Source organism: Streptomyces spinosus (genome assembly GCF_020400655.1).
In the GTDB taxonomy this organism is placed as follows: Bacteria; Actinomycetota; Actinomycetes; order Streptomycetales; family Streptomycetaceae; genus Streptomyces; species Streptomyces argyrophylli.
Map to the genome: position 1 here is coordinate 332,006 of NZ_JAINRC010000006.1, position 23,878 is coordinate 355,883.

At 72.1% G+C, this 23,878-nt stretch carries 8 protein-coding genes; 2 read left to right on the top strand and 6 right to left on the bottom strand.

The features are described from left to right. The first annotated feature begins 281 nt into the window (after nt 1–281). The gene (locus tag LG395_RS14405) at nt 282–704 is read left to right on the top strand and encodes a DUF6924 domain-containing protein (RefSeq protein WP_225809819.1); all 423 of its coding nucleotides are present in this window, start codon (nt 282–284) and stop codon (nt 702–704) included. A gap of 94 nt (nt 705–798) precedes the next feature. Further along, a complete protein-coding gene (locus LG395_RS14410) occupies nt 799–4,584 on the top strand; it encodes a S8 family serine peptidase (protein ID WP_225809820.1) in 3,786 nt (1,261 codons plus the stop codon). Nucleotides 4,585–4,697: 113 nt separating this feature from the next. Here LG395_RS14410 and LG395_RS14415 read toward each other — a convergent pair whose 3' ends face one another. From LG395_RS14415 to LG395_RS14440, 6 genes are all read right to left on the bottom strand, one after another. After that, nucleotides 4,698–6,146 (bottom strand): ricin-type beta-trefoil lectin domain protein, encoded by a 1,449-nt coding sequence (locus tag LG395_RS14415; protein ID WP_225809821.1) that lies wholly within the window; start codon nt 6,144–6,146, stop codon nt 4,698–4,700. Nucleotides 6,147–6,297: 151 nt separating this feature from the next. Continuing rightward, the gene (locus LG395_RS14420) at nt 6,298–19,821 is read right to left on the bottom strand and encodes a scabin-related ADP-ribosyltransferase (RefSeq protein ID WP_225809822.1); all 13,524 of its coding nucleotides are present in this window, start codon (nt 19,819–19,821) and stop codon (nt 6,298–6,300) included. 6 nt (nt 19,822–19,827) lie between these two features. Continuing rightward, nucleotides 19,828–20,163, bottom strand: a complete 336-nt coding sequence (locus LG395_RS14425) for a hypothetical protein (RefSeq protein WP_225809823.1) — start codon at nt 20,161–20,163, stop codon at nt 19,828–19,830. A 5-nt stretch (nt 20,164–20,168) separates the two neighbouring features. After that, entirely contained in the window at nt 20,169–20,693 is a 525-nt protein-coding gene (locus tag LG395_RS14430) for a YbaB/EbfC family nucleoid-associated protein (RefSeq protein ID WP_225809824.1), read from the bottom strand. Then, entirely contained in the window at nt 20,690–23,338 is a 2,649-nt protein-coding gene (locus LG395_RS14435; RefSeq protein WP_225809825.1) for an AAWKG family protein, read from the bottom strand. The genes LG395_RS14430 and LG395_RS14435 overlap by 4 nt, the downstream gene beginning before the upstream one ends. A gap of 47 nt (nt 23,339–23,385) precedes the next feature. After that, nucleotides 23,386–23,859 carry a type VII secretion system-associated protein gene (locus tag LG395_RS14440; protein ID WP_225809826.1) on the bottom strand — a complete coding sequence of 158 codons (474 nt, stop codon included), beginning with the start codon at nt 23,857–23,859 and terminating at the stop codon, nt 23,386–23,388. Nucleotides 23,860–23,878: the final 19 nt, after the last annotated feature.

The following is a 23,878-nucleotide window of genomic DNA, read 5'->3' on the forward strand; positions in this document are numbered from 1 at the left end:
ACCGCGAACGGCCCGGGCGTCTCCCCGCCGCCCATGCCGCGCGTGACCGCGCCGGCCGGCTCGCCGCGCCGCCACCCGCCCGCCGAGCCTGATCGGGGACCCTGGTCGGGCAGGCGCGCGGCAGCGCTGTCCGGGCCGACACCCGCGGCGTCGCCGTTCGTCATCCGTGACGCATGGCTACGTACCGACACGTGTGTCCGCCCGATTGGCTAACATGCGCAGGCCATGTGTGCCGGTGCCGTACGGCCCGGCCGTCGCCCGCCCCTTCAGGAGATCCGGCCGTGAAGAGCCTGCCGCAGAACGAGGACACCCTGCTGATCCGCACCGACTTCTCCGACGAGGACGCCTGGCGGAGGCTGTGCGCGGTGGTCACCACCCCCGACGAGGAGGACGGGTTCCTCGCGGCGCTGCACATCGTGGACGACCCCGCCTACCGCGACCTGACCACCGAGCAGATCGTGGCGCTCGCGCCCGCCGAGGACGACCTGCTGATCCTGGCGGACCTGCAGGCCCTGAGCGGATCGGAGATGCCGCTGCTGGCCGTCCTGACGGGCGAGGAGGACGCGCCGGAGCGGGGCTTCGACGAACTCCGGGTGGTTGCAGCTCAGTTGTGGGCGGTCGAGAACAACATCTCCCTCGCCAACATGGACTGGGAGGAGTTCGTGGACGCCGCGGACGACGACGGCGTCTTCCGGGGATTCTGACCCCGCCGGGCAACCCGGACGCCCTGCCGACCGGTTCACCTGTCGGAACACCGTCCCCGTCCCACGACCAAGGGACGGCAACAGGAGGGTTGCAGTGACAGGACACAGAACAGCGGCGCTGCTGCTGGGGGCCGGCACGCTGGCGGCGTTGATCGTCGCCCCGGCCGGCGCGGCGCCGACGGGGCCCGCCGCGGGCCGGCCGGGCCCGGCCGTCGCCGGGCCCGTCGAGAAGGTCACCCTCATCACGGGTGACACGGTCAGCTACCGGCGCACGGGCGGCACCGTCGAGGTCGTCGGTACCGCTCCCGCCCCTCGGCGGCGTGAAGCGGCCTTCGCGCGCTTCACCGAGAAGGGCCACACCTATGTCGTACCGCAGGACGCCTGGGGCGCGCTGACACGGGGCGAGGTGGACCGCGCCCTGTTCGACATCACGGGGCTCGCGGCCCAGCGGCTCGACGACGGTCACACCGGCCGTATCGGCGTGCTCGTCACCGGCAGGCCGGGCAGCGCGCCCAAGACCGCGACACCGTCCACCGCCGAGGTCACCCGTACCCTGCCGCGGCTGGGCATACGGGCGCTGTCCACGCGCAAGTCGGACGCGACCGCGCTGTGGGCGGCCCTGACCGGGGAGAAGGGCGGTGCCGGCGCCCGCCGGGCCGCTCCCGCGCACGGCACGAAGATCTGGCTGGACGGGGTCGTACGCCCCACCCTGGACGTGAGCGTGCCGCTGGTCGGGGCGCCCTCGGCCTGGAAGCACGGGTACGAGGGCGACGGCGTGAAGGTAGCCGTCCTCGACACGGGCATCGCCACCGGCCACCCCGATCTGAAGGGGAAGGTCGACGCCGCGAAGAACTTCACCGACGCGGCCGGGACCGGGGACCACGTGGGCCACGGCACCCATGTGGCGTCCACCATCACCGGCAACGGCGCGGCGTCCGGCGGCCGTTACCGGGGTGTGGCCCCCGGCGCGCGGTTGCTGAACGGCAAGGTCCTGGACGACACGGGCCGGGGCAGCGACTCGCAGGTCCTCGCCGGCATGGAGTGGGCCGTCCAGCAGGGCGCCAAGGTGGTCAACATGAGCCTGGGCGGGGAGTTCCCCAGTGACGGCACCGACGTGCTGTCCTCCGCGGTGAACGAACTGTCCGCCTCGTCGGGGGCGCTGTTCGTGGTGGCCGCCGGCAACTCCGGCACGCCGGAGAGCGTGTCGTCACCCGGCGCCGCGGACGCGGCGCTGACCGTGGCGAGCACCACCAAGCGGGACACCCTCAGCTCCTTCTCCAGCCGGGGACCCCGCATCGGCGACTTCGGGCTGAAGCCGGAGATCTCGGCGCCCGGCGAGGACATCACCGCGGCCCGTGCCCCCGGCGCGTTCCCGGACGCACCCGGTGACACCCACTACGTGACGCTGTCGGGCACGTCGATGGCCACCCCGCACGTCGCGGGCGCCGCGGCGATCCTGGCGGGCGAACACCCCGGCTGGACCGGGCAGCAGATCAAGGCCGCGCTCACGGGGTCGGCGACGGTGCTGAAGGGCATCGACGTGTTCGGCAACGGCGCGGGCCGCCTCGACGTCGCGCGCGCCGCCGCGCAGCCCGTGCGCGCGCTCACCCCGTCGCTGGGCCTGGGACGGCTGTCCTGGCCCCACGACCCGGCGAAGCCGGCCGGCGGGAAGGTCACCTACGCCAACGACGGTGACACCCCGGTCACCCTGGCCCTGAGCCTGTCGGTGACCGGCACGGCGGGCGCGCCCGCCCCGGAGGGTCTGTCCTCGGCCCCGGCGTCGCTCACCGTTCCGGCGCACGGCACCGCCTCCGCCACCGTCCGGGTCTCCGCCGGCTCCGGGTCCACCGGCTCCTGGGAGGGCCGGCTGACGGCGGCCGCGGGAGACACCCGCGTGGTGACTCCGGTGGCCGCCGACGTCCTGGACCGCACCGGCACGATGACGGTCCGGGTGCTCGACCGGTCCGGGCAGCCGATCGACGCGAGCGGCATCTTGATGGTGCTGCAGAACGACGCCACCGGCGCCGTGTACTTCCCCGCGGCCGGCGAGGGGTCCGGCACGGGTGACGCCCTCTCGGTCGCCGCGGAGGTCCCCGTCGGGACGTACCGCCTGCTGGGCGTGGGGCTGGCGGACGAGTCGCCGGGTGTGTCGACGACCTACTTCGCGCGGGACGGACTGCGCGTCGACGGCGACCGGGCCGTCACCCTCGACGCACGCGAGGCCCAGCCGGTGACGGCCGAGCTGAACGATCCCGCCGCCCGTCCCGAGATCTACACCGCCAACGTCACCCTCCGCTCCGTGGTGGCCGGCACCGCACAGACCAGCGACTTCTCCGTGGTCAGCAACTACCCGCACCGCTATGTGCAGTCGACCGAGGCCATCCCCGGGACGACCTTCTCCTACAGCGCGGCCTGGGCCCCGCCGCACAACCGGGTGACGACGGTGGGCGAGGACCCGTACGAGGTCGGCGACGTGGAGGACCCCCGGCCCGAGGGCTACGAGGGGGACGTCACCGCGCGGCTGGCGGACATCGGCGAGGAGACGGACCCCGACCGGATCGGCGACGTCGGCGGCAAGGTCGTCCTCATCGCCCCGGACGTCCGGGGCGAGCCCGTCGATCCGCCCACGGCCGAGCAGTTCGCCCCGCTGGTCAAGGCCCTGCGGGACCGGGGCGCCGCCCTGGTGCTCACGTACGACTACCTCGGGGACACCGGGGCACTGCCGGTGCTCTACCTCATCCGCCCCGAGGACGTCCAGGGCCTGCGGGACCGGGCGGCGGCCGGACAGGACCGGGTCCACGTGCGGGGCCGGCCCGTGACCCCGACGTCGTACGCCCTGTACGACTCGGTGGGCACGGCGCTTCCGCACGGGCAGGCCTGGCACTTCGACCGTGCCGCGCTGGCCCGGGTGGACGCCCTGTACCGCAACCCGGCCGGGGGGCGCCACGTCTCCTCCCAGGCGCTGACCTTCACGGACACGACGACCGGTCTGACGGACACGGCGCTGTCCGCGCCGACGTTCCCGCAAAGGCGCGTGGAGTACTTCACCCCGGGGGTCCTCTGGGGCGCCGAGACGTCCGTCGGGCTGACCGCCGACTGGACGTCCGGGACGAGCGAGGTGACCGCTCCGACCCGCTACCTGGCCGGGCAGCGCGGCTCGACCGCGTGGGGCACGGCTCCCTTCGCCCCCAGGCTGCCCCGGGTGGTGCGCGCCGGGCCGGACGGCGAACCGCTGCCCACGGCGTACCGGCAGGGGAACCGGCTGGTGACCCGCATCCCCGTGTTCAGCGCCGCCGACCCGGGCCATCTCGTGCTTCCCGAGACGGACTCCGAGGGCACGGTGCGGGAACACGGCGCGACCCGGCTGTTCCGGGGCACCACGCAGATCGGCGCCAACGGCACACCGGGGGTGGGGGCCTTCGACCTGCCCGCGGCTCCCGGCACCTACCGGCTGGTCGTCACGGGCACCCGCCCGTCCGCCCTGTCCCCGAAGGTGCGCTCGGAGTGGACCTTCACCACCGGCCGCACCGACGGCGCCGTTCGCACTCCGCTGGACCTGCTGGACCTGGGCTTCGTCCTGCCCCTCGACCGGAACGACACCGCGCGGGCCGGCAGGCGGCTCACCGGGTCGGTGACGGTACGCCACCAGCCGGGCGCGTCCGGCACCTCCCCGGTCCGCGAGGTCGCCGTCGACGTGTCCTACGACGACGGCAAGAGCTGGCGGCGGGCCGTGGCCAGGGCCGCCGGTGACGACCGCTGGACGCTCGTGATACCGGCGGGCGGGCGCCCGGGCGGCCATGTCACCCTGCGGGCGAACGCGGTGGACCGGGCGGGCGACCGGGTACGGCAGACCGTGACGCGGGCCTACGGCCTGCGCTGAGCGGACGCACACCGCGCTGGGCGCGCGCAGCGACGTGTGCGCCCGGCGCGAAGGGTGCCCGCCCCCGGCCGGGGGCGGGCACCCTTACCTCCTGTCCGGAACGGGCGAGACGCCTACGGAGTGCGTGAGCTCCACTTCTGGTTGGGTGTGCCCGCGCACGTCCACAGTTGCAGGCGCGCGCCGTTGGTGGTGCCGTTGTCCTTGACGTCGACGCACTTGTTGCCGGACTGCGGGTTGGTCAGGTCGTGCGCCGAGTTCAGACGGAACTGCTGGGCGCCGGAGCCGTTGCACGTCGTCCAGTTGACGAGGGCGCCGTCGCCGGTCCCGCCGCCCTGGACGTTCATGCACTTGCCCTCGGACCGCACGGTGCCGTCGACGAACTTCCACCGCTGGTACGACACGTCGTAGCAGTCCCAGATCACCAGCGCGGACCCCGTCGCCGCGCCCGGGCTGCCGGCGACGCCGATGCAGCGGCCGGAGGCGTGGCTGTAGATCTGCACACCGCCGGGCCAGGGGTCGCTCGGGGTGGGCCGGGTCCCGGTGTGCGACTTCGACCCGGAGCCGGAACCCGAACCCGACCCTGAACCCGACCCGGACGCGGAGCCGGAGGAGGTCTTGCCCGGCGTACCGCCGGAACCGGACGACGTCTTGCCCGAACCCTTCGCCCCCGTGGCCGGCTTGCTCCCGGACGAGGACTTCTTTCCCCCGCCGGACGTGCCGATCGGGGGTTTCACCACGATCTTGACGGGCTTGCCGTCCGGGCCGACGGTGGTGACGGTCTTGGGGGCCGCGCTGCGGTGGGCCCCGGACGCGTGCGGTGACGGGGCCTGAGAGCCGACCACGCCGGGAGCGACCCCCGCCAGACCGCCGAGGACCGTACCCGGCGTGTTGGTTCCGGCCTTGGCGGGCGACCGCCCGTCGTCGTCGCCGCCGCTGATCAGGAAGGGCACGGAGATCAGCAGGGCGCCGACGATGGCGGCACCCGCCAGCAGGCTCTTGTGCGGCCGGCCGGGGACGGCCTTGACCGCGGTCCCGGCGGAGCTGCTCGTGCTGTCACCGGATGCGGCGGAGGCGTCCGCGGATGCGGCGGAGGTGTCCGCGGAGGGGGCGGCGGTGTCCGCGGCCGTGGTGGTCGTGGTCGACGGCTCCGCCGCTGCCCCGGACCCGTCCGTGCCCGACTCCGCCTCGGTCCTGGGGGCCGCCCCGGACTCCGGGTCCGCGCCGGTCCGTGCGGCCGGCTCAGCGGCTGCCGGCTTCGGCGCGCCGGATGCCGCGGCCTCCGACGCAGTCCGCGTCTCCTCGGACGCTCCCGGCTCCTCGGGTTCCTCCGGTTCGCCGGCCTCCTTGCTCTGTTCGGTCTCCTCCGGTTCGGCTTCCGGCTCGGCCATGGCGGACGGCACGGCCGGCCGGTTCGGGGACCGCGGGGAGGTGAGGATGCGTTCCGCCGTCGTGGCAGCGGAGTCCGGTCCCCCCTCGGCCTCACCGACGGCCGCCTCGTCGGCCGGCGCGGTGGCCACGGCCGTCGGCTCGTCGGGGGAGCCGTTGGGTCTGGAAGTCGTCATGACACCTTTCCGGTGGGGTCGGTGTGACACATGGGTACGCGCTGAGGTGTGGGGCACGGACAGACGGCCCGTGCTCGGTCGTCGATTCTAGAGCGGTCACACGGGAGCACGCTGACACACGTATGTCTGAGACGGATGCCGTGGGGGCGGTTCACCGTGCCCCCGCATCGGTGCGACCGCTCTGGGGTCCAGAGGAGGGAAGGGGTCTCGTGGACGTTCCCGGAGCGGACCCGGCAGCCGCCACCTCTCCTTGCCCGCCGCTGGAAGCCGCCGCGTTCCCTTGCGTGCCGCCGGAATCGGAGTGCACGTAGACGGCATGGGGGAAGAGGCCGAGTGCCCTCGACACCGCCTCCTGCGGCGGATTCACCTCTCTGCCCGAGGCGATCCACCTCACCTGCTCCGTGCCGGGCCCCAATGACTCCTGGAACAAGGTGAGGGCCGCGTCCCAGACCGGCACGCGCAGCGTCTCGGGCAGGCCCAGGGAGCGCACCGTGTCGTCGATCGTCTTCAGCAGCAGGCCGCCGGGACGGTTGTGCAGTTCCGCGTGGAGGCCCACGACGACGGCCCGCACCGCGGTGCTCAGTCGCTCGTGGGTGACACTCTGCGCTCCGTCGGTGAAACCCACGTTCCAGCTGCCGCGGCTCTCCACCTTGATGGCGTCCGGGGGTATGGATCCCAGCAGGAAGCGGTCACCGGTCCCGGCGTCGCCCGGATCGGTGTGCCCGAGAGCCGCCGCGAGCCGTGTGAACGTGTGGGTGTTCGGACCCGTGCGGTGCGTGACCTCCCGGGAGGGTTTGTGCACGGCCGCGTACGGCGTCGCCTCCTGGCCGATGACGTCGTCGCCGAGCCGCCGCAGTCCCTGGGCGCCCCGCCGGAGCAGCTCCGCCAGAGACGTCCGGTAGTTCTCCGCCAGCAGGCGCAGATAGTGCTGTGTGGCCGCGCTCGCGGCGGTGGAGACCATCGCCGCGTTGTTCATCGGCCGCGAGTCGCGCCCCGCCGCGTCCTTCGCATCACGCGGCAGGTCGGCGCGCAGGAGTGCGAATCCGTCGGGTCGCTGAGCGGTCTCCCGCGCCACCTGGGACAGGTCGAAGATCCGGTTGTCGCCGTCGCTGTAGACACCGCCGAAACGATGGAGGTGTTCGACGCGGGACATGTCACTGGCGGAGGCCAGCGACTTGCCTCCGCGGGCGCGCTCGGTGAGCACCTCGGACTGGAGGGTCATCGGAGTGTCGGCGTTGTAGATCTCGTCCTCGTTCACCAGCGCCAGGTTCTCGATGCCGTCGGCCCACTCCAGCATGTCCTTGACCTGTCTCTGGCGCTCCGTCGCGGTGCGCGGGTCGAACGCGTCGCGGACGGCGTCGATCTCGGCCCGGGTGACATCCGTCCAGTGGACGACCAGCCAGCGGGGATTGCGCCGGGCCGCCTCCGCGATGTTGGAGCGGAAGTCGGTGCGTGCCCCGTTCGGACCGTCGTCGAACAGCGGGCCGTACCAGATGCTGTGCAGCAGCTTGGCCACCTTCTGCCGCTTGCGACCGATGCCGGAGGACCGCGCCGCGTACGCACCGGACACGACGCTGTCGGGATCACGGGGAAGACCGCGCACCGCCAGCTCGTCCGCGGTCGGGGCGGTGCGCCGCTTGAGGTCGACGCGCGCGAAGAACGCGCGGCGCTGATCGGCGTGCAGCTCGGAGAAGTCGTACGGTCTGCCGCCGGGACGCATGAACTGGGGGGCCGGTTTCGGCTGCCGCACCCCGAAGGGGTCACCTCCGAGGGCGTCCCTCCGCCCCGGCCGCAGCTCGGCCCGCAGTTCCCGCAGGATCCGCGCCATGTCGGGCCCCGCCTGTTCCCGGCCGCCGTCCGGCGCGGCCGGGACCCGTCCCGCTCGGCCGCCGCGTGCCTCGTTCGAGTGCGCCGTCACCAGGCGCCGGTCCACGGCGTCGGTGGTCCGGTCCTGGGTGAGCGCCATCCCGACGAACGGGTGGCGGTCCGCGAAGGCGCCTTCTCCGTCAGGGCCGGTGCCGGCGGCCGGTCCCTGCGCACGGGACACGTCGAGCGCCTTGAGCAACCCCGCCATGTAGGGCGTGCCGGCCTTGCCGTCGACCACGGCGTCCAGCAGCGCCTCCCGCAGGACACGGCGGGTCGTCGACTCCCACGTCCCCTCCGGTCGCACCGGATAGGCGTACGGTCGCACGCCTCCCGAGGATTCACCGGCACGGGGCACCGCCGGACTGCCCAACCCCGCGTACAGGTCGAGCACTTGTGGCGAGTAGACCTTGCCCCGCACCAGACCGGTGAAGACCTCGGCGACGAATTCCCGCGGGTTCTGCCCGGCGTACTCGCTCACTTCATGGGCGGTTTCGGCGGCTTCGTCGACGAAGGAGGCGGCTGTCAGATCGTGAAAGGCGAAGGGGTTGCTCGCACGGTGCGCGGCGTGTCCGGCTTCGTGATCGAGAACGCCCTCGGGGCTGCCGTCGACGTACCCGTCCGCCTTCTCGGCCGACGCGAGAGCCATCGCGTGGGGGCTCACGACGACTCTGTTGGGGGCGAAGAACTGGGCGACCGAGCCCTTCGAGTTCACCGATATCCCGCCCGACGGGCTCACGGTGATGTCGCGCCCGTACTTCGGCAGGAAGTATTCCAGCCCCGGCGCCAGGAGGCCCCTGCTCGCGAGCCGGTGCACGGAGTCGAGCACCTGGTCCCGGCGCCGCTCCCACAGCGCGTCCGTGGGGTCGTGGTGCAAGGTCACCTGTGTCTCCCCGACGGCGATCGTCTCCCTCGCCCACTCCGTGAGCGGTGAGCCGTGATCGGAGCGCCTGCCGGTGTCCCGACGCGCCAGGTAGGACTCGATCTCGGGGTACGGCGTCCGGCCGTCCGGACCGCGTCCGCTGCTCGCCAGAAGGGCGGCGACCTGGTCGTCGCCGAGCGCCTCGACCGTCACGCCGGAACGCAGCTTCCGCGACAGGACGTCGTCGAAGTCTCCGCGCGCCATGTCGTCGCCGATGCTGACAGCGTGCTCCGTCAGCTGTCCGTGGCGGTCCCGCTCCTCCGTCAGCAGCCGATGCAGCGGGAGGTCCGGATCGATGTCACGGCCGGTCGGCTGCCGCTCGGCCCACCGGCTCAGCCCGGGGCTGATCCGGTCGTAGCGCCTTCGCAGTTCGAGCTGGGGGCGCATGGCCTCCCGTCGGCCGGCGATGTCGTCCAGTTCGTCCCTGAGCCGGCGTTCCAGCATGTCGACCGCGGCTTCGCGCCTGCTGGGCCTGCCGTGCTTGGCGGCGCGCCAGGTGCCGATCGCGGAGAGAACCGCCTGGATGTCGCGCTCATTGTCATCGAAGCGGCGCGGCACGGTACGGGATCCGGACTTCCAGTGTTCCAGCGTCCGGTCGATCTCGGCGAGAGCGGGGGAACGCCTGACGAACACACCGGAGTCGGAGACGGTCGTCCAGTCGTCGATGACGTCGGATCCGGAGTCCGCGGCCGACGCGTCGTCGGACGCACCGCCCCGCAGCCGCATCGCGGGTCCGCCGACCGCCGCGGGCGGTGTGCCGCCATGGCTGTCGAGGACGCCTTGGAGCCGGCTCCGCTGTTCATCGGAGAGGGTGGTCGTGCCCGGTTCCTCCGCGAGGAGCTTCCGGTCCGGATCGCCCTCCACGGAGGCGGACATGACGGTGATCCCGGGGGTGTGCCGCGTTTCCCCGGTGGGGCGCCCGGGGGCCTCGGCGGCGCCCTGGGCCTGCGGATCGACGGCCTGGGTCTGCGGGGGTGCCGGAAGCGGCTTCTCCTCGTGCACCGGAGGAAGCGGCTTCTCCTCGGAAGCGGCAGGAAGCGGCGCGTCCACCGGAGTCGGGGGAAGCGGCTCCTCCTCCGGGGCGGGTGCCAGGGGGTCCGTGCCGACCGGGGCGGATTCCGCCGGCTGGGCGCGGTACCGGAGGAGCAGGCCCTCGGGGTCCGGGTGCCCCCACGCGCGGAGGGCTTCCTCGTCCCTGCCCAGCCGCAGCCGTGCGGCGCCGTGCGTGTCGGGGCCGCCGGTCCGACCGTCGGAATCCGGCGCCGGGACACCGTGGGAGGCGGTCCCGCCCTGACGCTCCGCCGCACGAAGTTCCGCCACCTGTCCGTAGGACGCGAGGTAGCGCTGCCAGGCCTCGGCCCGGCTCGCCGGGAAGTCCGCGGGCCGCTTCGCGAGGTTCGGCACATACCCGTCGGCGTCCTCTTCGAGCTGCAACGGCCAGGGCCGGCGGGCACCGGGCGCCGCAGCGGCCGGCTCGGGCGGGACCCGCGCGCCGTCGGTCTGGACGGTGGACGCCTCCGCATCTTCGTCCGCTGCCACCGGGTCCGCGTCGGTGCCCCCCGGGGAGGCCGGGGTGGTCCCCGCCGGTGCGTCCGGGGTGAGCACGGGGCGCAGGTCCGCCGCGAGGTCCGGGTCGAGGTCCGGCCTGGTCAGCAGCAGCCGCGCCTGGTCCACGGGGGACAGGCCGGCGTCCCGGACCGGGACCCGGGCGTCCGGTGCGAGCTGCCAGGTGAGGTCGAGCGCGGGGTCGTGGGCCAGTCCGGCGAGGTCCTGCCGGGTGACGGGCGTGTCCAGGAGGGGAGAAGCTGCGAGCCGTCGCGTCAGCTCCTCGGTCAGGCCCCCTCGCGAGGGACCGGGTCCGGTGGGCCGGGCGGGCGAGGGCGTGCCCGGGGTCTCGTCAGGTGTGGTGCCCGTATCGGACGACAGCGCTTCCGGCCGCTCGGCCGCCGGCGCCGACGGCTCGCCGGCCGGTCCGGGGCCGTCGGACCCCTGGGGGGCGGATCCGCCCGTGCCCGGGAAGAACGCACCGGAGGTGATCTTGTTCCCGATGAGGTCCGCGCGGCGGGTGAGGGGCTGGGAGTACCAGGAGTCGGGCAGCTCGCGGTAGGCGTCCTCCACCCGCCGGGCGAGATCCGGGTCGGCCTCGCGGTCGATCCCCCGGGAGACGAGCCGGATGAGTTCCTGGCGGTCTGCCGTGGTCAGCCGGTCCCAGGTGGGACGCCGGGCGTGGTCCCCCGCCTCGCTCTCCAGCCGGCTGATCCAGTTGCGGTAGCTGTTGTCCATGAACGCCTGGACGAGCGCCCGGACGTTCTGCACCCGTCCGGTCAGCCGGTTCCGCTCTGCCTTGTTGAAGAGCGGCAGGGGGACGTCGTCCCGCAGTTCGGGCAGGGCGTGCACGAAACCGGGCATGTACGCGGCGCGTTCCAGACGGAAGTTCGCCGCCAGGCGCTGGAGCGACTCGAAGTCCCGCGCGTCGCCGATCTGCTCGATCTCATGGCGTACGTGCGCCCTGATGAGGTTGTAGACCGTCTCGATGCGTCGGTACTTCTCCTCCTCCCCCCGCTGCGGCTTGGACAGCAGGATGTTCCGGTAGCGCTGCGCGATGGCGTTGTCCTCGAACGCCTCGGCGCGGGCCATCCCTTGGTAGATGGCGGCGATCTGCCGGAGTTCGCCGCCCTCGGTGAGCCGGATGGGCCGCTGCTGGAACCGGTGCCACGTGACGGACCTGTTCATGTGGCCGGTACGGCTCTCCTGGCTGAGCACCCGCCAGCCGTCCGGGCCACGCCACAGCATGTTGGTGGTCTCGAACATCGGGGCGGCGCCCCCCGTCGAGCCGGACGCCGCGACGTCGTAGTACTCGCCGTCGCCGTACCAGTCCGTGGGTCGCTTGGTCCGGCGGAACCGTTCGGCGTTCGCCACGTTCGACAGGGCCGAGGGCGACTGGAAGTGCCAGGCGGTGAAACGGCCGCCGACGGATCCGGCCGTGATCGCGAGGGCGCACCCGTTCATGGTCGGAGTGACGACGAAATCCGGGCTGAACTCCGTGTCGCTGGGGTCGCGAACCACCTCGGCGTGGCCGATGGCCGTGTCCAGGTTGCTCGTGGACCCCGTCAGATAGGGGATGAACCCGGCCTCCAGATAGGCGGCGTCGTCCCGCCTGACCGGAAGCCTGCCGGGTGGGATCTCGTTGAACGGCTCGGTGTCCGGATACTGCTGCGCGTACTTCTCGACCGCCGGCGCCAGCATGAACACCGGCTTGCCCGTGGTGTCCCGGTCGACCTCGACCAGGACGAACCAATGGCGGCGCAGTGACGTGTCGTTGAGTGCCGCGACGACCTTGGTGGCCTGCTCCGACGACAGTCGGGGCGCGTACGACCGCAGGCCGGCCGCCATGTCCAAAGAGACCACGTTGTTCTTCAGGAACGCCTCGGGGTCCCTGCGCATGGCCCGGACGGTGGACGTGCGCACGTGTCCGGGGCTGACGGGCGTACGCGGGTGTCGCCCGAGGCCGCCGCTCGTCGGCGTCCGCGGAGTGCGCAGCGGGGCCGGCGTCCTCGGCGGCCTGCCGTTCCCCGGCGTTCTGGCGGAGCGGGCGGGTGTGTCGGTGTGCCGGGGGGTGCGGGACGAGGCCGGGGCGGGGGTACGGGCCGAGGCAGGGGCGTCGGGGCGGCGCGGGGTGCGGGCCGTCCTGGGGGTGGCGGCGGGCCTGGACGATCCGGAGGCGGTGGTCCCGGACGTGCCCGGGGTGCTGGTGGTCCTGCTCGTGCCGGGAGAGCGTGCCGGTTGCGGGTCGCGCGGACGACCGGCCGTACCCGGCGTGCGTGCCGGGTCCGTGGTGCCCGGTGTCCTCGGGGTCCGCAGGGTCGCGGACGTCCGCGACCCGATCGGAGCGCGGGAGCCACGTCGACTGGGCGCCGAGAGATCCAGCGGGGGTGGTGCCATCCGCACGCGGCGCCGCGTACGCGGAGCGGACGACGTGGCGTCCGCGCTCCCGGCGGCCGGCTGCCGGGACCCGCCGCTCGCCGACCGTCCCGCGGGCGTCGCGTCCTGGTCCTCCCGTGGGCCGGGGCCGGTCTCCAGGGTCGTGGCGCGCGGCCGCGCGCCGGCATCGAGGAGCCCGGTGCGGGCCTCGCCCGCCAGGAGCATGTTGGTGAGGAGCGCCGCCTGCCCGACCGAGGTCGTACGGCGTTGCTCGGGCGTCAACCGGCCGTAGGCTCTCCTGATGGCGTCGTGGCTCTCGCCCCACTCCTCGGGTATGTCCCTGGCGACCCTGTGCAGCAGGCTCTGTGCGGCGCCGGGGTCCCGGGCCGCGAAGGCCTCCCACGCGTCGTAAGGGGTGGTGATCTCGCCGACGGTCACGGACTCCGCCGGGCCGGACGGCGATTCCCGGCCGCGGTCACCGGGGTGCTCCACCGCGGCGGGCGCCATGCGTACCGGTTCCGACCGCTCACCGAGCCACCAGCCGTCCGCGTCGCCGACCGGAGCGGCGGCGTGCGCGTCCTGCGGCGGGAGCAGAAGCGCCTCGGCGGCCGTCGGGAGCTGCACCCGACGGGTGGTCGTCTCGTCGACGTACGTGGTCCTGGTCACGCCCTTGACAAGGGACCGCAGATCGTCTCGCGACGCCAGGAAGCCCAGGGCGGACTCCCAGACGAGGTCGGGGTCGTCGTGCCGGTCGAGCGCGGACTCGATCTGGGTGAGGTGCAGGTCGCCGTTCCTGTTCAGCAGGCTGCGCACCATGCTCTGGACGACGACGGCCGTGAAGTACGCCGTTTCCTGCGCGGTGTAGGGACGCTGGGGGGCGGCCGCGGCCGGTGGGGCGTTCTCGGGGGACCAACTGCTGTCCGAACGGATCGACAGTCCCCCGAGCCGCGGCATCTCGTTCAGGTTGGCCAGCCCCAGGGCCGGCAGAAGGCTCCAGTAGCCGTCCGGCCCGGTACGGCGCATCACCGAGTGCCGTCGTGGGCGCATGGGGAACCGCGTGAACCCGTCCTTGGGCACTCGGCCGAGGGCGGCGAGGAGTTCGGGCTGCGTCTTGGTGTAGTTCGCCCGGAGAAGCTCCTTGGCCATGCCCGGGAAGGGATGGCCCATCGTCACGGCCAGGGCGGAGTTGGAGAACAGCTTGCTGGTCGCGCCGACGGCGTAGCCCTCGCGGCTGTTCGTCACCTGCTCGAAGGCACCCAGGTCACCGATCTCGTTGTCGCCGTCGGTGTAGAACCCGCCGAACCGGTCCAGGATCTCCAGCCGGGCGATGTCACTGGCCGCCGCCCACCCGGGGCCGACACCCTTGAGCATCTCGGTCATGAACTCGTCGTGGAGCCCCATCGGCGCCGACTCGTTGAAGACCTCCTGGACGTTGACGAGCTTGACCCCGTTGGCCTCGGCCCACTGGTACAGGGCCCACACCCGCGCCGCCTCGGGATCGCTCGGGGCCTGCGTGAACCGGCTGACGTACTCGATGTCCGCCCGTGCCACATCGGTCCACAGGACGAACACGGCCTGGTCCCGGAACCGGTGCGCCGCGGTGCCGAAGCGTTCCCAGAACCCGGCGCTCGGACCGTCCGGACGCGGCGGACCTCCGAACCAGATGGCATGCACGACGGCGGGCGTACGAACGTCGAGCGAGGGGAGCCGGGGAGCGTTCGGGCTCGGGGTCCAGGCGAGGGTGTCGCGGTGATGGGAATGGCTGAACTGTCCGACGTCCGTCCAGCCCGCCGGATCGAACTCGGTGGCGTCCCACCGGTACTTCATGTCCATGGCGTTCAGGAAGTACACGGCCTGGTCGGCGTCGAGGCCGCGGTGGTCGTACGGCCGGCCGGTCTCCGGGTTCACCAGGAACTCGGGAGCGGGTGCGGGCCGGCGCAGGCCGAAGAGGTCCGGCCCCAGGTGGCCCGTGTGATGCCCGGACGGGCCCGCTTGCGATGCCATCTCCTGCATCAGGCGGATCACTTCGGCGGCTGTCACGCGCCTGGTCGCCTCGGCGTCGGCCCGACTCGGTGACGTGGTCGCGTCGGTGGGTGTGCGCGCCGGGTCCGGCACCGCGGTGAGCGGGGTCGTCGGGCTCCACCGCAGACCGACGGGCGTCCGGGCGCTCACCGGCGAGATGATCACCTGGCGGGGCGAGGTGGGCGACAACGGGGACCGCCCGGCGTTCCGGGAGGCGCCGCTCGCGTCGACAGTGAGCTTCGGCCGCAGGTTCCGCACTCTCGTCGGCTGGAGGCCGGCCTCCTCGGGCTCAGGGCTGGTGGCCCGGGGTACCGGGTCCCCGTCGACCGGCCCGATCCAGGTCGTCGCCACCGTATCGGGGGCGGCCGACTGCGGGGCCAGGCCCACGGGCTGCGTACCGGACGGACCGGCCACGGGCTGGTCCCGCACGCCGTCACCGGGCGCCGACGGCTCGCCGGCGCGCTCGGACACGTCTGCGGCACCGTCGCGCCCCGAGCCCCCGACAGCGGGGAAGAACCTGCCGGTGGCGATCTTGTTGCCGACGAGTTCCGCGCGGCGGACGAGCGGCTGGGAGTACCAGGAACCGGGCAGTTCGCGGTACGCCTCCTCCACCCGCCGGGCGAGATCCCCGTCGGCTTCCCTGCCGGTCTGCCTGGCCACGAGGGTGGTGAGCTCCGAACGCTCGGCCGGGGAGAGGTGGTCCCACCCCGGGCGCCGGGCGGGCTCCCGGGCCGGGCCGTGGGTGTCGAGGGCCCGCTGGAGCCGCCTCCGCTGCTCGTCGGTGTGCGTGTCCTTCGCCAGTTCCCGCTCAAGGACCCGCTCGTAGGGGCTTTTGTCGACCTGAGCGGCCATGACCGTGATCCCGGTGTCCACCGGCGGGGTCCGGGGCGTCACGGTGACCGGCGCGTGGTCGGTCACCAGGGCGACGACCTGGTTCCTCACCTGCACCGTGTGCGCGTCGATGACGACGATGTCCCGGTCCGGCCCGACGAAGGCGCCGGCCGGCAGACCGGTCCCGGTGGTCGGCGAGGCGCCCGCTTCGTCGAACCGCCGCTCCGCGGCCTCCGGCGTGGTGGAGAGTTCCACGAACACGGTCGCGTCGACGTCGTCGTGCCGCGGGAAGTCGTCGGTGCCCGCAGCCACGAAGGTGACCCGCTCGCCCGGGTGTCCGGTCCCCGGCGCCGGCTGCGGGTGCACGCGGTACAGGGGCAGGCCACCGTCGAGGAACCTGACGACGAGGTCCGCCACGGCCGGGACCGTCTCGCCGTGGTCTATCTGGTCGTCGCTGATGTAGACGGAGCCGCCCCCGTCGGGTGCCGTGAACCGGTGGAATCCCCGGTGCTGGGTCATTTCCTGCGCCACGCCGTTGATCAGCACCCGGCGCGTACGGGGCACTTCCGGCCCCATGGGCGGGACGGAGGACCGGGTCGGCGCCGGGACGGGATGCGGTGACGACGTCGGCCCGGGTGAGTGCGGTGCGGCCGGCCAGTCCGAATCCGAGTCGTCCGAACTATCCGGTTCCGAGTTTTCCGAACTATCCGGTTCTGGGCTGTCCGAACTATCCGTTTCCGACTCGTACGAGCCGTACGGGTCGTCCGTCGTGTCGGTGTCGTCCCACGGGGAGCCGGTGAAGAGTTCCGCCCTCGCATCCGCGCCACCGGCGACAGCGGCTTCCGGCGCAGGCTGCCCGGACGCCTGCGGTGCATGCGGTGCCTGCGACCACTCCACCGCCTGCGTGGCGGGGTCCCAGCGGCCCGTCAGCCCGGTCCGCCGGTCGAGAACGGAGACGACGGCATGCGCGGGAATCCCGCCGACGAACGCCACTTCGAGCTCGTCGTCGCGGTATTCGGCGAGCTGGGGAAGCTCGTCCTCGAGCTCCGGTTCCGCGTCGAGCATCCGGTTGATGGACTGCGCCATGTCCACACCGGAGACGTCGCCCCGGATCTCGTACTGGTACCGCCGGCCCGTGTACTTCGGCAACTCCCTGTCACGGGTGGTGGAAACGAACTGAGCCCCTTCCGAAGGCGGCGAAGTCACCCACTGGACGATGTCCACGAGGTTTTCCGGATTACGCGCTCGGAAACCGGTGCGGAAAACGGTGCTCGGGTCTTCGTCCGTGTTCCGCCACACCGTCCGGCCAGGAGCACTCCAGGAGACGTAGGGATGGTCGATCTCGACGATGTAATCGAGATTCCGGCCGCCGTACGTGACTCCCGTCAGCATGTTGACCGTGACGTCCTGGGCGGCGAGACCACGGAGGGGGTGCGTTGTGCCGGCGTCCAGACCGTCCAGCCACTGGGAGATCTTCTCGTGCGACCGGGGCGGCCCCGGATCCTTCGCGGCCTTCCCGCCCTCCTTCAGGATCGCCCCTTCCTCGGATCCGACGTACGTGTCGCCGGAGTCGGACTCCGAGTCGTAGAGCGTGTCGGAATCGTCGTCCGGGTCGTAGACCGTGTCTGAGTCCTCGGAGGCGAAGTCGTCGGCGTCCGCGGTGCCCTGGTCGGTGACCGGGATGACCGGGTCCGCGGACACCATGGTCGTGGCGTCGCCCCGCGCGGCGCCTTGGTGCGCGTCCGTGGGCTCGGAGCCGGAGACGGTCGGCATCGGGATCGCCGCCGCGACATCCTCGTCCGGCGTCGTGTCCGCGGACGCGGACGGGGTCTCGGCGGGCGCCGGATCCGGCACGGCGTCCCGGCCGGTGTCCCCCCGCCCCTTCGCCCGCTCCGCGGCACCGGACGGGACGGCGGAGGAGGTCGAGGTCGAGACCGTGGCGGGCGGCGTGATACCCGGCACGGCGGTGTCCCCGGCCGCGGTGAGGACGTTCGACGGGACGTCCTCCTGGGTGTCGGGGACCGTGGGGGCGGCGGTGTGCTGCCCGGTGACGTCCTGACCGAGGGTGCCGGCCGTCGTCGCGGGGGTGGCCGCCCCGGCGGAGACCGTCTTGATGCCCAGGGCGCCGTCACGCTCGCTGTTCCGGCCGTCGTCGGCCCTCGGCCGGTCCTGGCCGCCCTGCGTGGCCGTGGTGTTCGCGGCGGTCGCGTCGCCGGTCACCTGGGCGCCGCCGCCCTGGACCGTACCGGGGCCCACACCCGCACCGGAAGTCTGCCGTGTGCCGGGAGCCTGTGCGGTCCCGGGGGTCTGCGCCGCCGCCTGCCCGGTGGCCGTGCCCGGACCGGATGCCGGCGGCGCGGTCTGCCCCGGGACGCTGCCGGCCGCGTCGGAAGGGTCCTCGCCGGGCGCCGTCAGCGAACCCGGAGCCGTGGCGGACTCGTCTTCGACGGGCCCCGGGGACACGTCGTGCGAGGCGGTCCCGTCGCCGGTGGCGGAGCCCTGGGACCCCTGGTGCGCCCCGGCTCCGAGCGGGCCGGAGGCCGAGTCCGTGAGGGTGGCACCCGGCGCGGTGGTGGCGCCGGGCGCCAGGGCGGTCGGGGCGTCGTCCGGCGCCGTGGTGACGTCGTGGCCGGGGACCGTCGGGGTGCCGTCCGGCACCGTGGTGGCGTCGTGGCCGGGGGCCGTCGGGGCGTCGGGGCCCGTCTGGAGCGGAGGCCGGGTGCCGGCCCCGCCACCGGCGGATGTCGTGGGGGCGGGCGGCACCTGCGCCTGCCCAGGGCTCTCGACGGGAATGCCGCCGCCGTACCCGGACGCGGCGGCCGGACCGGCACTCTGGGTGGAACCCGCACCCACCGTGGGGGCGGACACGGCGGGGGTCTGCCCGGTGGTCGTGACCGGGGGCGGTCCCGCCTCGGTGAGGTCGTGGGGGGCGTACGACACCGGGGCGGGGACGTCCGTACCGGTGGTGGGGACGTGCGTGCCCTGGTCCGGTCCGTCCACCGCTCCGGTACCGGCAGGGCCGGTGGCCGGTCCGGCCGAGGCCCTGTTGGGGGTGACACCGAGGTCCTTGGGGAAGACGAAGTCGCGGAGCCCCAACCCCAGCTTCTGCACCCCCGTGAAAATCAGCGCGGTGTTCAGGCTGCTGACGACTGCGCCGTGGAACGTGGAGAAACTGAGCGGCTGCTGGTAGACGACGGATTCGGCGAACGTCTCGGCCGCGCCCTCGCCGACCGCGTCGAAGCCCTGGCCGGCGGTGTTCGTGAGGAGATTCCCGCCGCCGGAGTGCGGCCCGTCGGGCGCCGGGTTCTTCACGCCGTGCTTGACGGTGCTGCCGCCGGGACCGGTGTTCAGCCCGGGCATCTTGTCCTTGTCGGCGAACTTCTTGTCGAACCCGGCTCCGATGTCGGCCTTGTCCTTGAAGAGCTTCTTGAACAGGCTCTTCCCACCATGGAACAGGTGGTCGAATATCGAGGTCAGACCACCGGTGACGCCGCTCAGTACGACGTCCTTCATGTCGATACCGTGCGGCTTGCGGCCAGGGGCCGCCGTGAGAATCAGCGCGAGCCGCGCGGCGAGCGTGGTGAACGCCTCCTCCAGCGCCTCGCTCAGGGTCGGCAGGAGATGGGTGCGCTTGGCCAGCATCTCCAGGATCACCAGGATCCGGGCACGTGTCCGCAGTTTCGCTTCCACGGCCTCGCCCGACGTGGCGCCGCCGGTGAAGAACGACATCACGGCCAGGAACAGCAGTTCCGCCGCCAGGATCGCCAGTTCGAGCAAGATGTTGATCTTGGACTCGGCGATGCTGATGGAGGTCTTCACCCGGCCGTCGGAGATGTCGTCCAGCTGCTTGGCGAGCTCGGTGATGTGGTTCGTACCGCCGTCGTCGGTCAGCACGTCGACCGCACGGACGTAGTCCTTGGCGACCTGGGGCGGCAGCACCTGGCCGGCGGATCCGATCGACTCGCCGACCAGATCCGCCAGTCTGCGCAGTTTGTTGGAGAACGACGCGAAGGCTTCGTGGCTCACATAGGCGAGGTCCTCGTTGGCCTGTGGCATGCGTTCGCCCATGAGGGCGAAGAACAGGTCGTTGAGCCATGCCGGAACCACGATCGCCATGACGGTTCAGTGCCTCCCGGACCTGGAAGCCTGGTCGTCGATGGCCTCGATGGCGTCGTTCTGGGCGCCCTGGATGATGTCACCGTTCAGGTTCAGCACCCGGGTCATGCCGCCGATGGCCTCCATCAGCGCCGTCCCCGCCTCCACGGTCCCCTTGCGCTCCTTCGCGTCCTGGGGGCGGAGCTGCTCGGCCATGGAGTCGTCGACGCCCGGCCAGTCCGCGCACCGGCGGGCCGCCGCCTCGAAATCCGCCACCGCGTGGCCCGTGATCTCGGCGATTTCGTCCATGATGCCGGCCCACGTGTGGATGGCCGTCGCGTTCGCGGAGAAGACGTCTCCCACGGTTCCTACTCCTCCCCGTCCTCATGGATCTCGTCCCGCAACGCCCCGCGCCCGTTCCGCGAGGACGACGTCTGCGGCTCCTCCAGGACGCCGGACCCGAAGATGTCGGCCCAGTCGATGTCGAAGCCCTCCATGCGCGGCATGCCCGGACGTGGTTCGGTGAAGGGCCGCATCGTCCGCATCACGTGCCGCGACATCGCGTCACGGGCCTGTGTCGCGGCGTCCAGCACGGACGCGGCGAGCTCGGTCGGGCTCATGGTGCGGTACTTGTTGTCGAGGAACCTCAGGCCGAGCAGTTGCCCTTGGGAACCCACCGTGGCCTCCACGGTCCGGTCGCGGGACCGGGCCGCGTAGGTGGCGTCGCGCAGTTCCGCCTTGGCCCTGGTCAAGCCGGTGGTGACGGCGTCCAGTTCGGCCAGCGTCTCGGCGAGGCGCTCACTGAGGCTCGCGGTGAAGGGATTCGCCGCCACGGTCGCGTCGGGCGCGTCCCCCCGGGCACCCGTCGTGCCGTTTCCGTCCATCCCGCTCATCCGATCACCGCCGGCGCTCCGCCGTCCTCCGTGCCCCACACGTCCTCGTCCTCCTCTACCCAGTTGGTGCGCTGCCGCTCCGCGCTCTCCGTGGACTGGCCACCCTGCGTGCCGCCCATCGGGGCGCCGCCCATGGGGGAGCTGGTGGTCTGGGTCCCGCCCCGCCGGAAGGGCATGGCCTCCCCGTCGATGGCAGGCGCCGCCGCGCCGTTGCGGCGCAGTGCGGACAGGTTGCTCGTGTCGTTCAGCGCCGTGCGCACACGTTCGCCGTTCGCGCCGCCCGTTCCCGCGCCACCCGCTCCGGCTCCCCCACCGAGGCCGGGGTTGAGCGGGGTGCCTCCTGCGGACGGCGCCGAGTTGTGGTTGCCGGCCGAGGCGAGGTCGAAGCCGCCCACACCTCCGCCCAGCCTACCTCCTGTGAAAGGTGTGCTGTCGTAGTCCAGGTAGTCGGCGTCCGCGTCGTCGTGGAGACGGCCGTCGCCCGTGCCGAGACGTGTGCCGAGATGCGTGTCGAGATGCGTGTCGTTCAGCGCGGAGGTCCCGCCGTGCGGGAGGTTGCTCCCGCCGCTCGACAGGTCGGGGATGTCGATGGGTTTGTTCAGGTGGGTCGTGGTCGTGTGACCGTCCGGCTTCGTGGTGTGCAGGGTGCCGTCGGACGGGTCGAACACCGTCCTGGTGCCGTCCGGGGACTCCGTCGTGAGGGTGCCGTCCGCGTTGAGCCGGGTGTGGCTGCCGTCCGGGTTGGTGACGACGTCGCCGGGGTTCAGCCGGGAGGTGGTGGTGTGGCCGTCCGGTGCGGTCGTGACGAGCTGTCCGGTGTCGGGGTCGAACACCGTCCTGGTGCCGTCCGGAAACGTCCGCACGAGGTTCCCGTCGGCGTCGAGGTGCGGCCCGTCGGTGAGCGAGCCGGGGTTGAGATCGACCGGGGACGAATCGCCCCTGGTCGTGTTCGGGTTCAGGGACGAGAGGTTGCCGAACGGCAGCGTGGTGCCGTTGCCGAGGGGGCCGTCGACGCCCCCGGGACCGTCGGCCGGCGTGTTCAGCCCGCCGTTCAGCAGCGAGGTCTCGCCGCCGCCGCTGAGGTTCAGACCCCCGCCTGGGCCTTCGGGGTTGAGGCTCCGTGACAAGTTGTCGCCCAGGCCGCTCAGGCCGTTGCCGAGGCTGTTCCCGAGCCCGTTCAGGCCGTCGTTGAGCTGCTTCTGGTTGTTGTTGGAGTCGGTGAGGTTCTGGTTCAGGTTGTCGAACAGACTCTTGTTGTTGTGGTTGGAGTCGGACAGGTTCTTGTTGAGGTTGTCCCAGGCCTGGCTGTTCTTCTTGTTCGCGTCGTCGAGAGCCTTCTGGGAAGCCTCCTTCTCGCTCTTCGTCTCCTTCTTCTGGTAGGCGCCCGAAAGGTTGTCGGTCTCCTTCGGCTGAACCTCCCGCCCCACGTCCTCGGAGGCGTCGCCCCAGCTCTTCCCGAGGTTGGAGAGGGACTGCTTGGCGGCGGCGACGAGATAGCCGTTCACGTTGTCGTTCCAGCGCTTCACCGCGTTCTCGCCGAGCGCCTTCCACGAGTTCAGGTCATCGAGCGCACCCATGTCCGGCGGACTGTCGGAGAAGCCCGGCAAGGTGTCGAAGGACGTCTCGCTCGTATAGCGGAGGTCTTCGTCACCGTCGTCGTCCGAGGACCAGCCGTACTGCGACCCCAGGCTGCCGGGATCGACCGTGACGAGCGGGACGTTGTTGTGGATGATCCAGTCGCTCAACGCGTCGAGTTGTTCGAGCAGTGCCCGGTGCGGATCGTGCTCCGCCGAGTCGGCCCATCGCTGCCAGGCCTCCTTCATCATCCTGGCCTCCCACAACAGGTCCCACTGGGCCTGGAACAGCGCCTCCGCATACGTCGACTCGGGCGCCGGATAGCCGTTGCCCAGCAACTGGTGAGGCGAGGTGAACTCACGCCCGCCCATCTGCTCCGCGTAGCTCTCGTAGTTCTTGTGCAGCGTCTGGATGAGGGTCCGCACCACGTCGGCGGACTGCCCCTTCCAGGCCGCGTCGTCACCGCCCAGCGACTTGTTCCACTCCTCCAGTGGCTTCAGCTGACGCCTGAAGAAGGCCGCCGCCCGGTCGAAGGCCTGGGCGGTACGCGTGAAGGAGACCAGGTCGACGGCGCCGGCGTCCGGCACGTCCACGCCGTTGTAGGAGAAGTTCTTGGTGCTGTAGGGCTCGTTCACCAGTTTTTCGAGAGCGAACTTCGGGGCGGACACGTAACGCCACAGATCGGTGTCGTCCCACTCGTCCCCGTACTTCCCCTTGAAAGCGCCCCCCTCCCGGGTCGAACCGGCGTCCGACAAGTGACTCTTGCCGTCGGCGTCGGCCAGGGTCCCGATGAAGACGATGTCGGCCGTGTACAGCTTCACCCCCTGGCCGCCGTGGTGCGTGTAGAAGGCCAGCCGGTAGTCCTCGCCGTGGGACGCCTGCCATCCGGAGACGGCGGTGTAGTCCTCCGGTCTGACGGCCCGCATGTCGTGCTGGACCAGGTTCACCCGCATCAGCGGAATGCCCTCTTTGCTCTTCAGCTTGTCGAAGAGGGACGTCCGCTTGGGCATGGGGTAACCCGTGTAGCTGGTCACGGCCTGGGCCCAGTAGTCGTCCGGATCGCTGTCCATGGCGAGAACTCCGCTGTGAGGGGGTGGAAGAGGGAGAGGGACGCGGCCTAGGTGTTCTGGCTCTGACTGCCGCCACCCGACGACGGCGTCATGTCACGGTCGACGTCGTCGAAGACGTCGAGGAGCTTCTCCCCGCTGATCTCGGTGATGTTGTCGCTCTGCGTGGCCCCCATGATCTTGAGGGTCTCCCTGAAGTCCTTGTCGATGTCCCGGAACAGCCGCTGCTGGTTCTCCAGGATGGCGTCGATCGACTTGGCCGACCGGGTCAGCGCGTCGACGAGGGCCTTGCCGTGCGTGAGGCTCCCGTCGTCGACCATCGGACCGAGCGCGAGGTACTGGTTCTGGTGCAACGTGTCGGGCTCGGCCTCGCCGTTGATCAGGCTCTTGAGGGCTCGGCCCGGGTGGTCGCTCGTCGCGTCCGCGTCCTCTCGGATCTTCTCCGTCTGCGTGACGAAGTCCTTCAGATCCGTGTCGATGAACGTCTGCAGCGACTTCCCGTCGAGATGTGTCAGGTTTCCCATGGGATCTCCAAACCCCGGG

Bases quoted from the DNA above. Each gene is read 5' to 3' on its own strand.
- LG395_RS14435 (WP_225809825.1), bottom strand. From the start codon at position 23,338: ATGGACAGCGATCCGGACGACTACTGGGCCCAGGCCGTGACCAGCTAC.
- LG395_RS14415 (WP_225809821.1), bottom strand. From the start codon at position 6,146: ATGACGACTTCCAGACCCAACGGCTCCCCCGACGAGCCGACGGCCGTG.
- LG395_RS14440 (WP_225809826.1), bottom strand. From the start codon at position 23,859: ATGGGAAACCTGACACATCTCGACGGGAAGTCGCTGCAGACGTTCATC.
- LG395_RS14420 (WP_225809822.1), bottom strand. From the start codon at position 19,821: ATGGCGATCGTGGTTCCGGCATGGCTCAACGACCTGTTCTTCGCCCTC.
- LG395_RS14430 (WP_225809824.1), bottom strand. From the start codon at position 20,693: ATGAGCGGGATGGACGGAAACGGCACGACGGGTGCCCGGGGGGACGCG.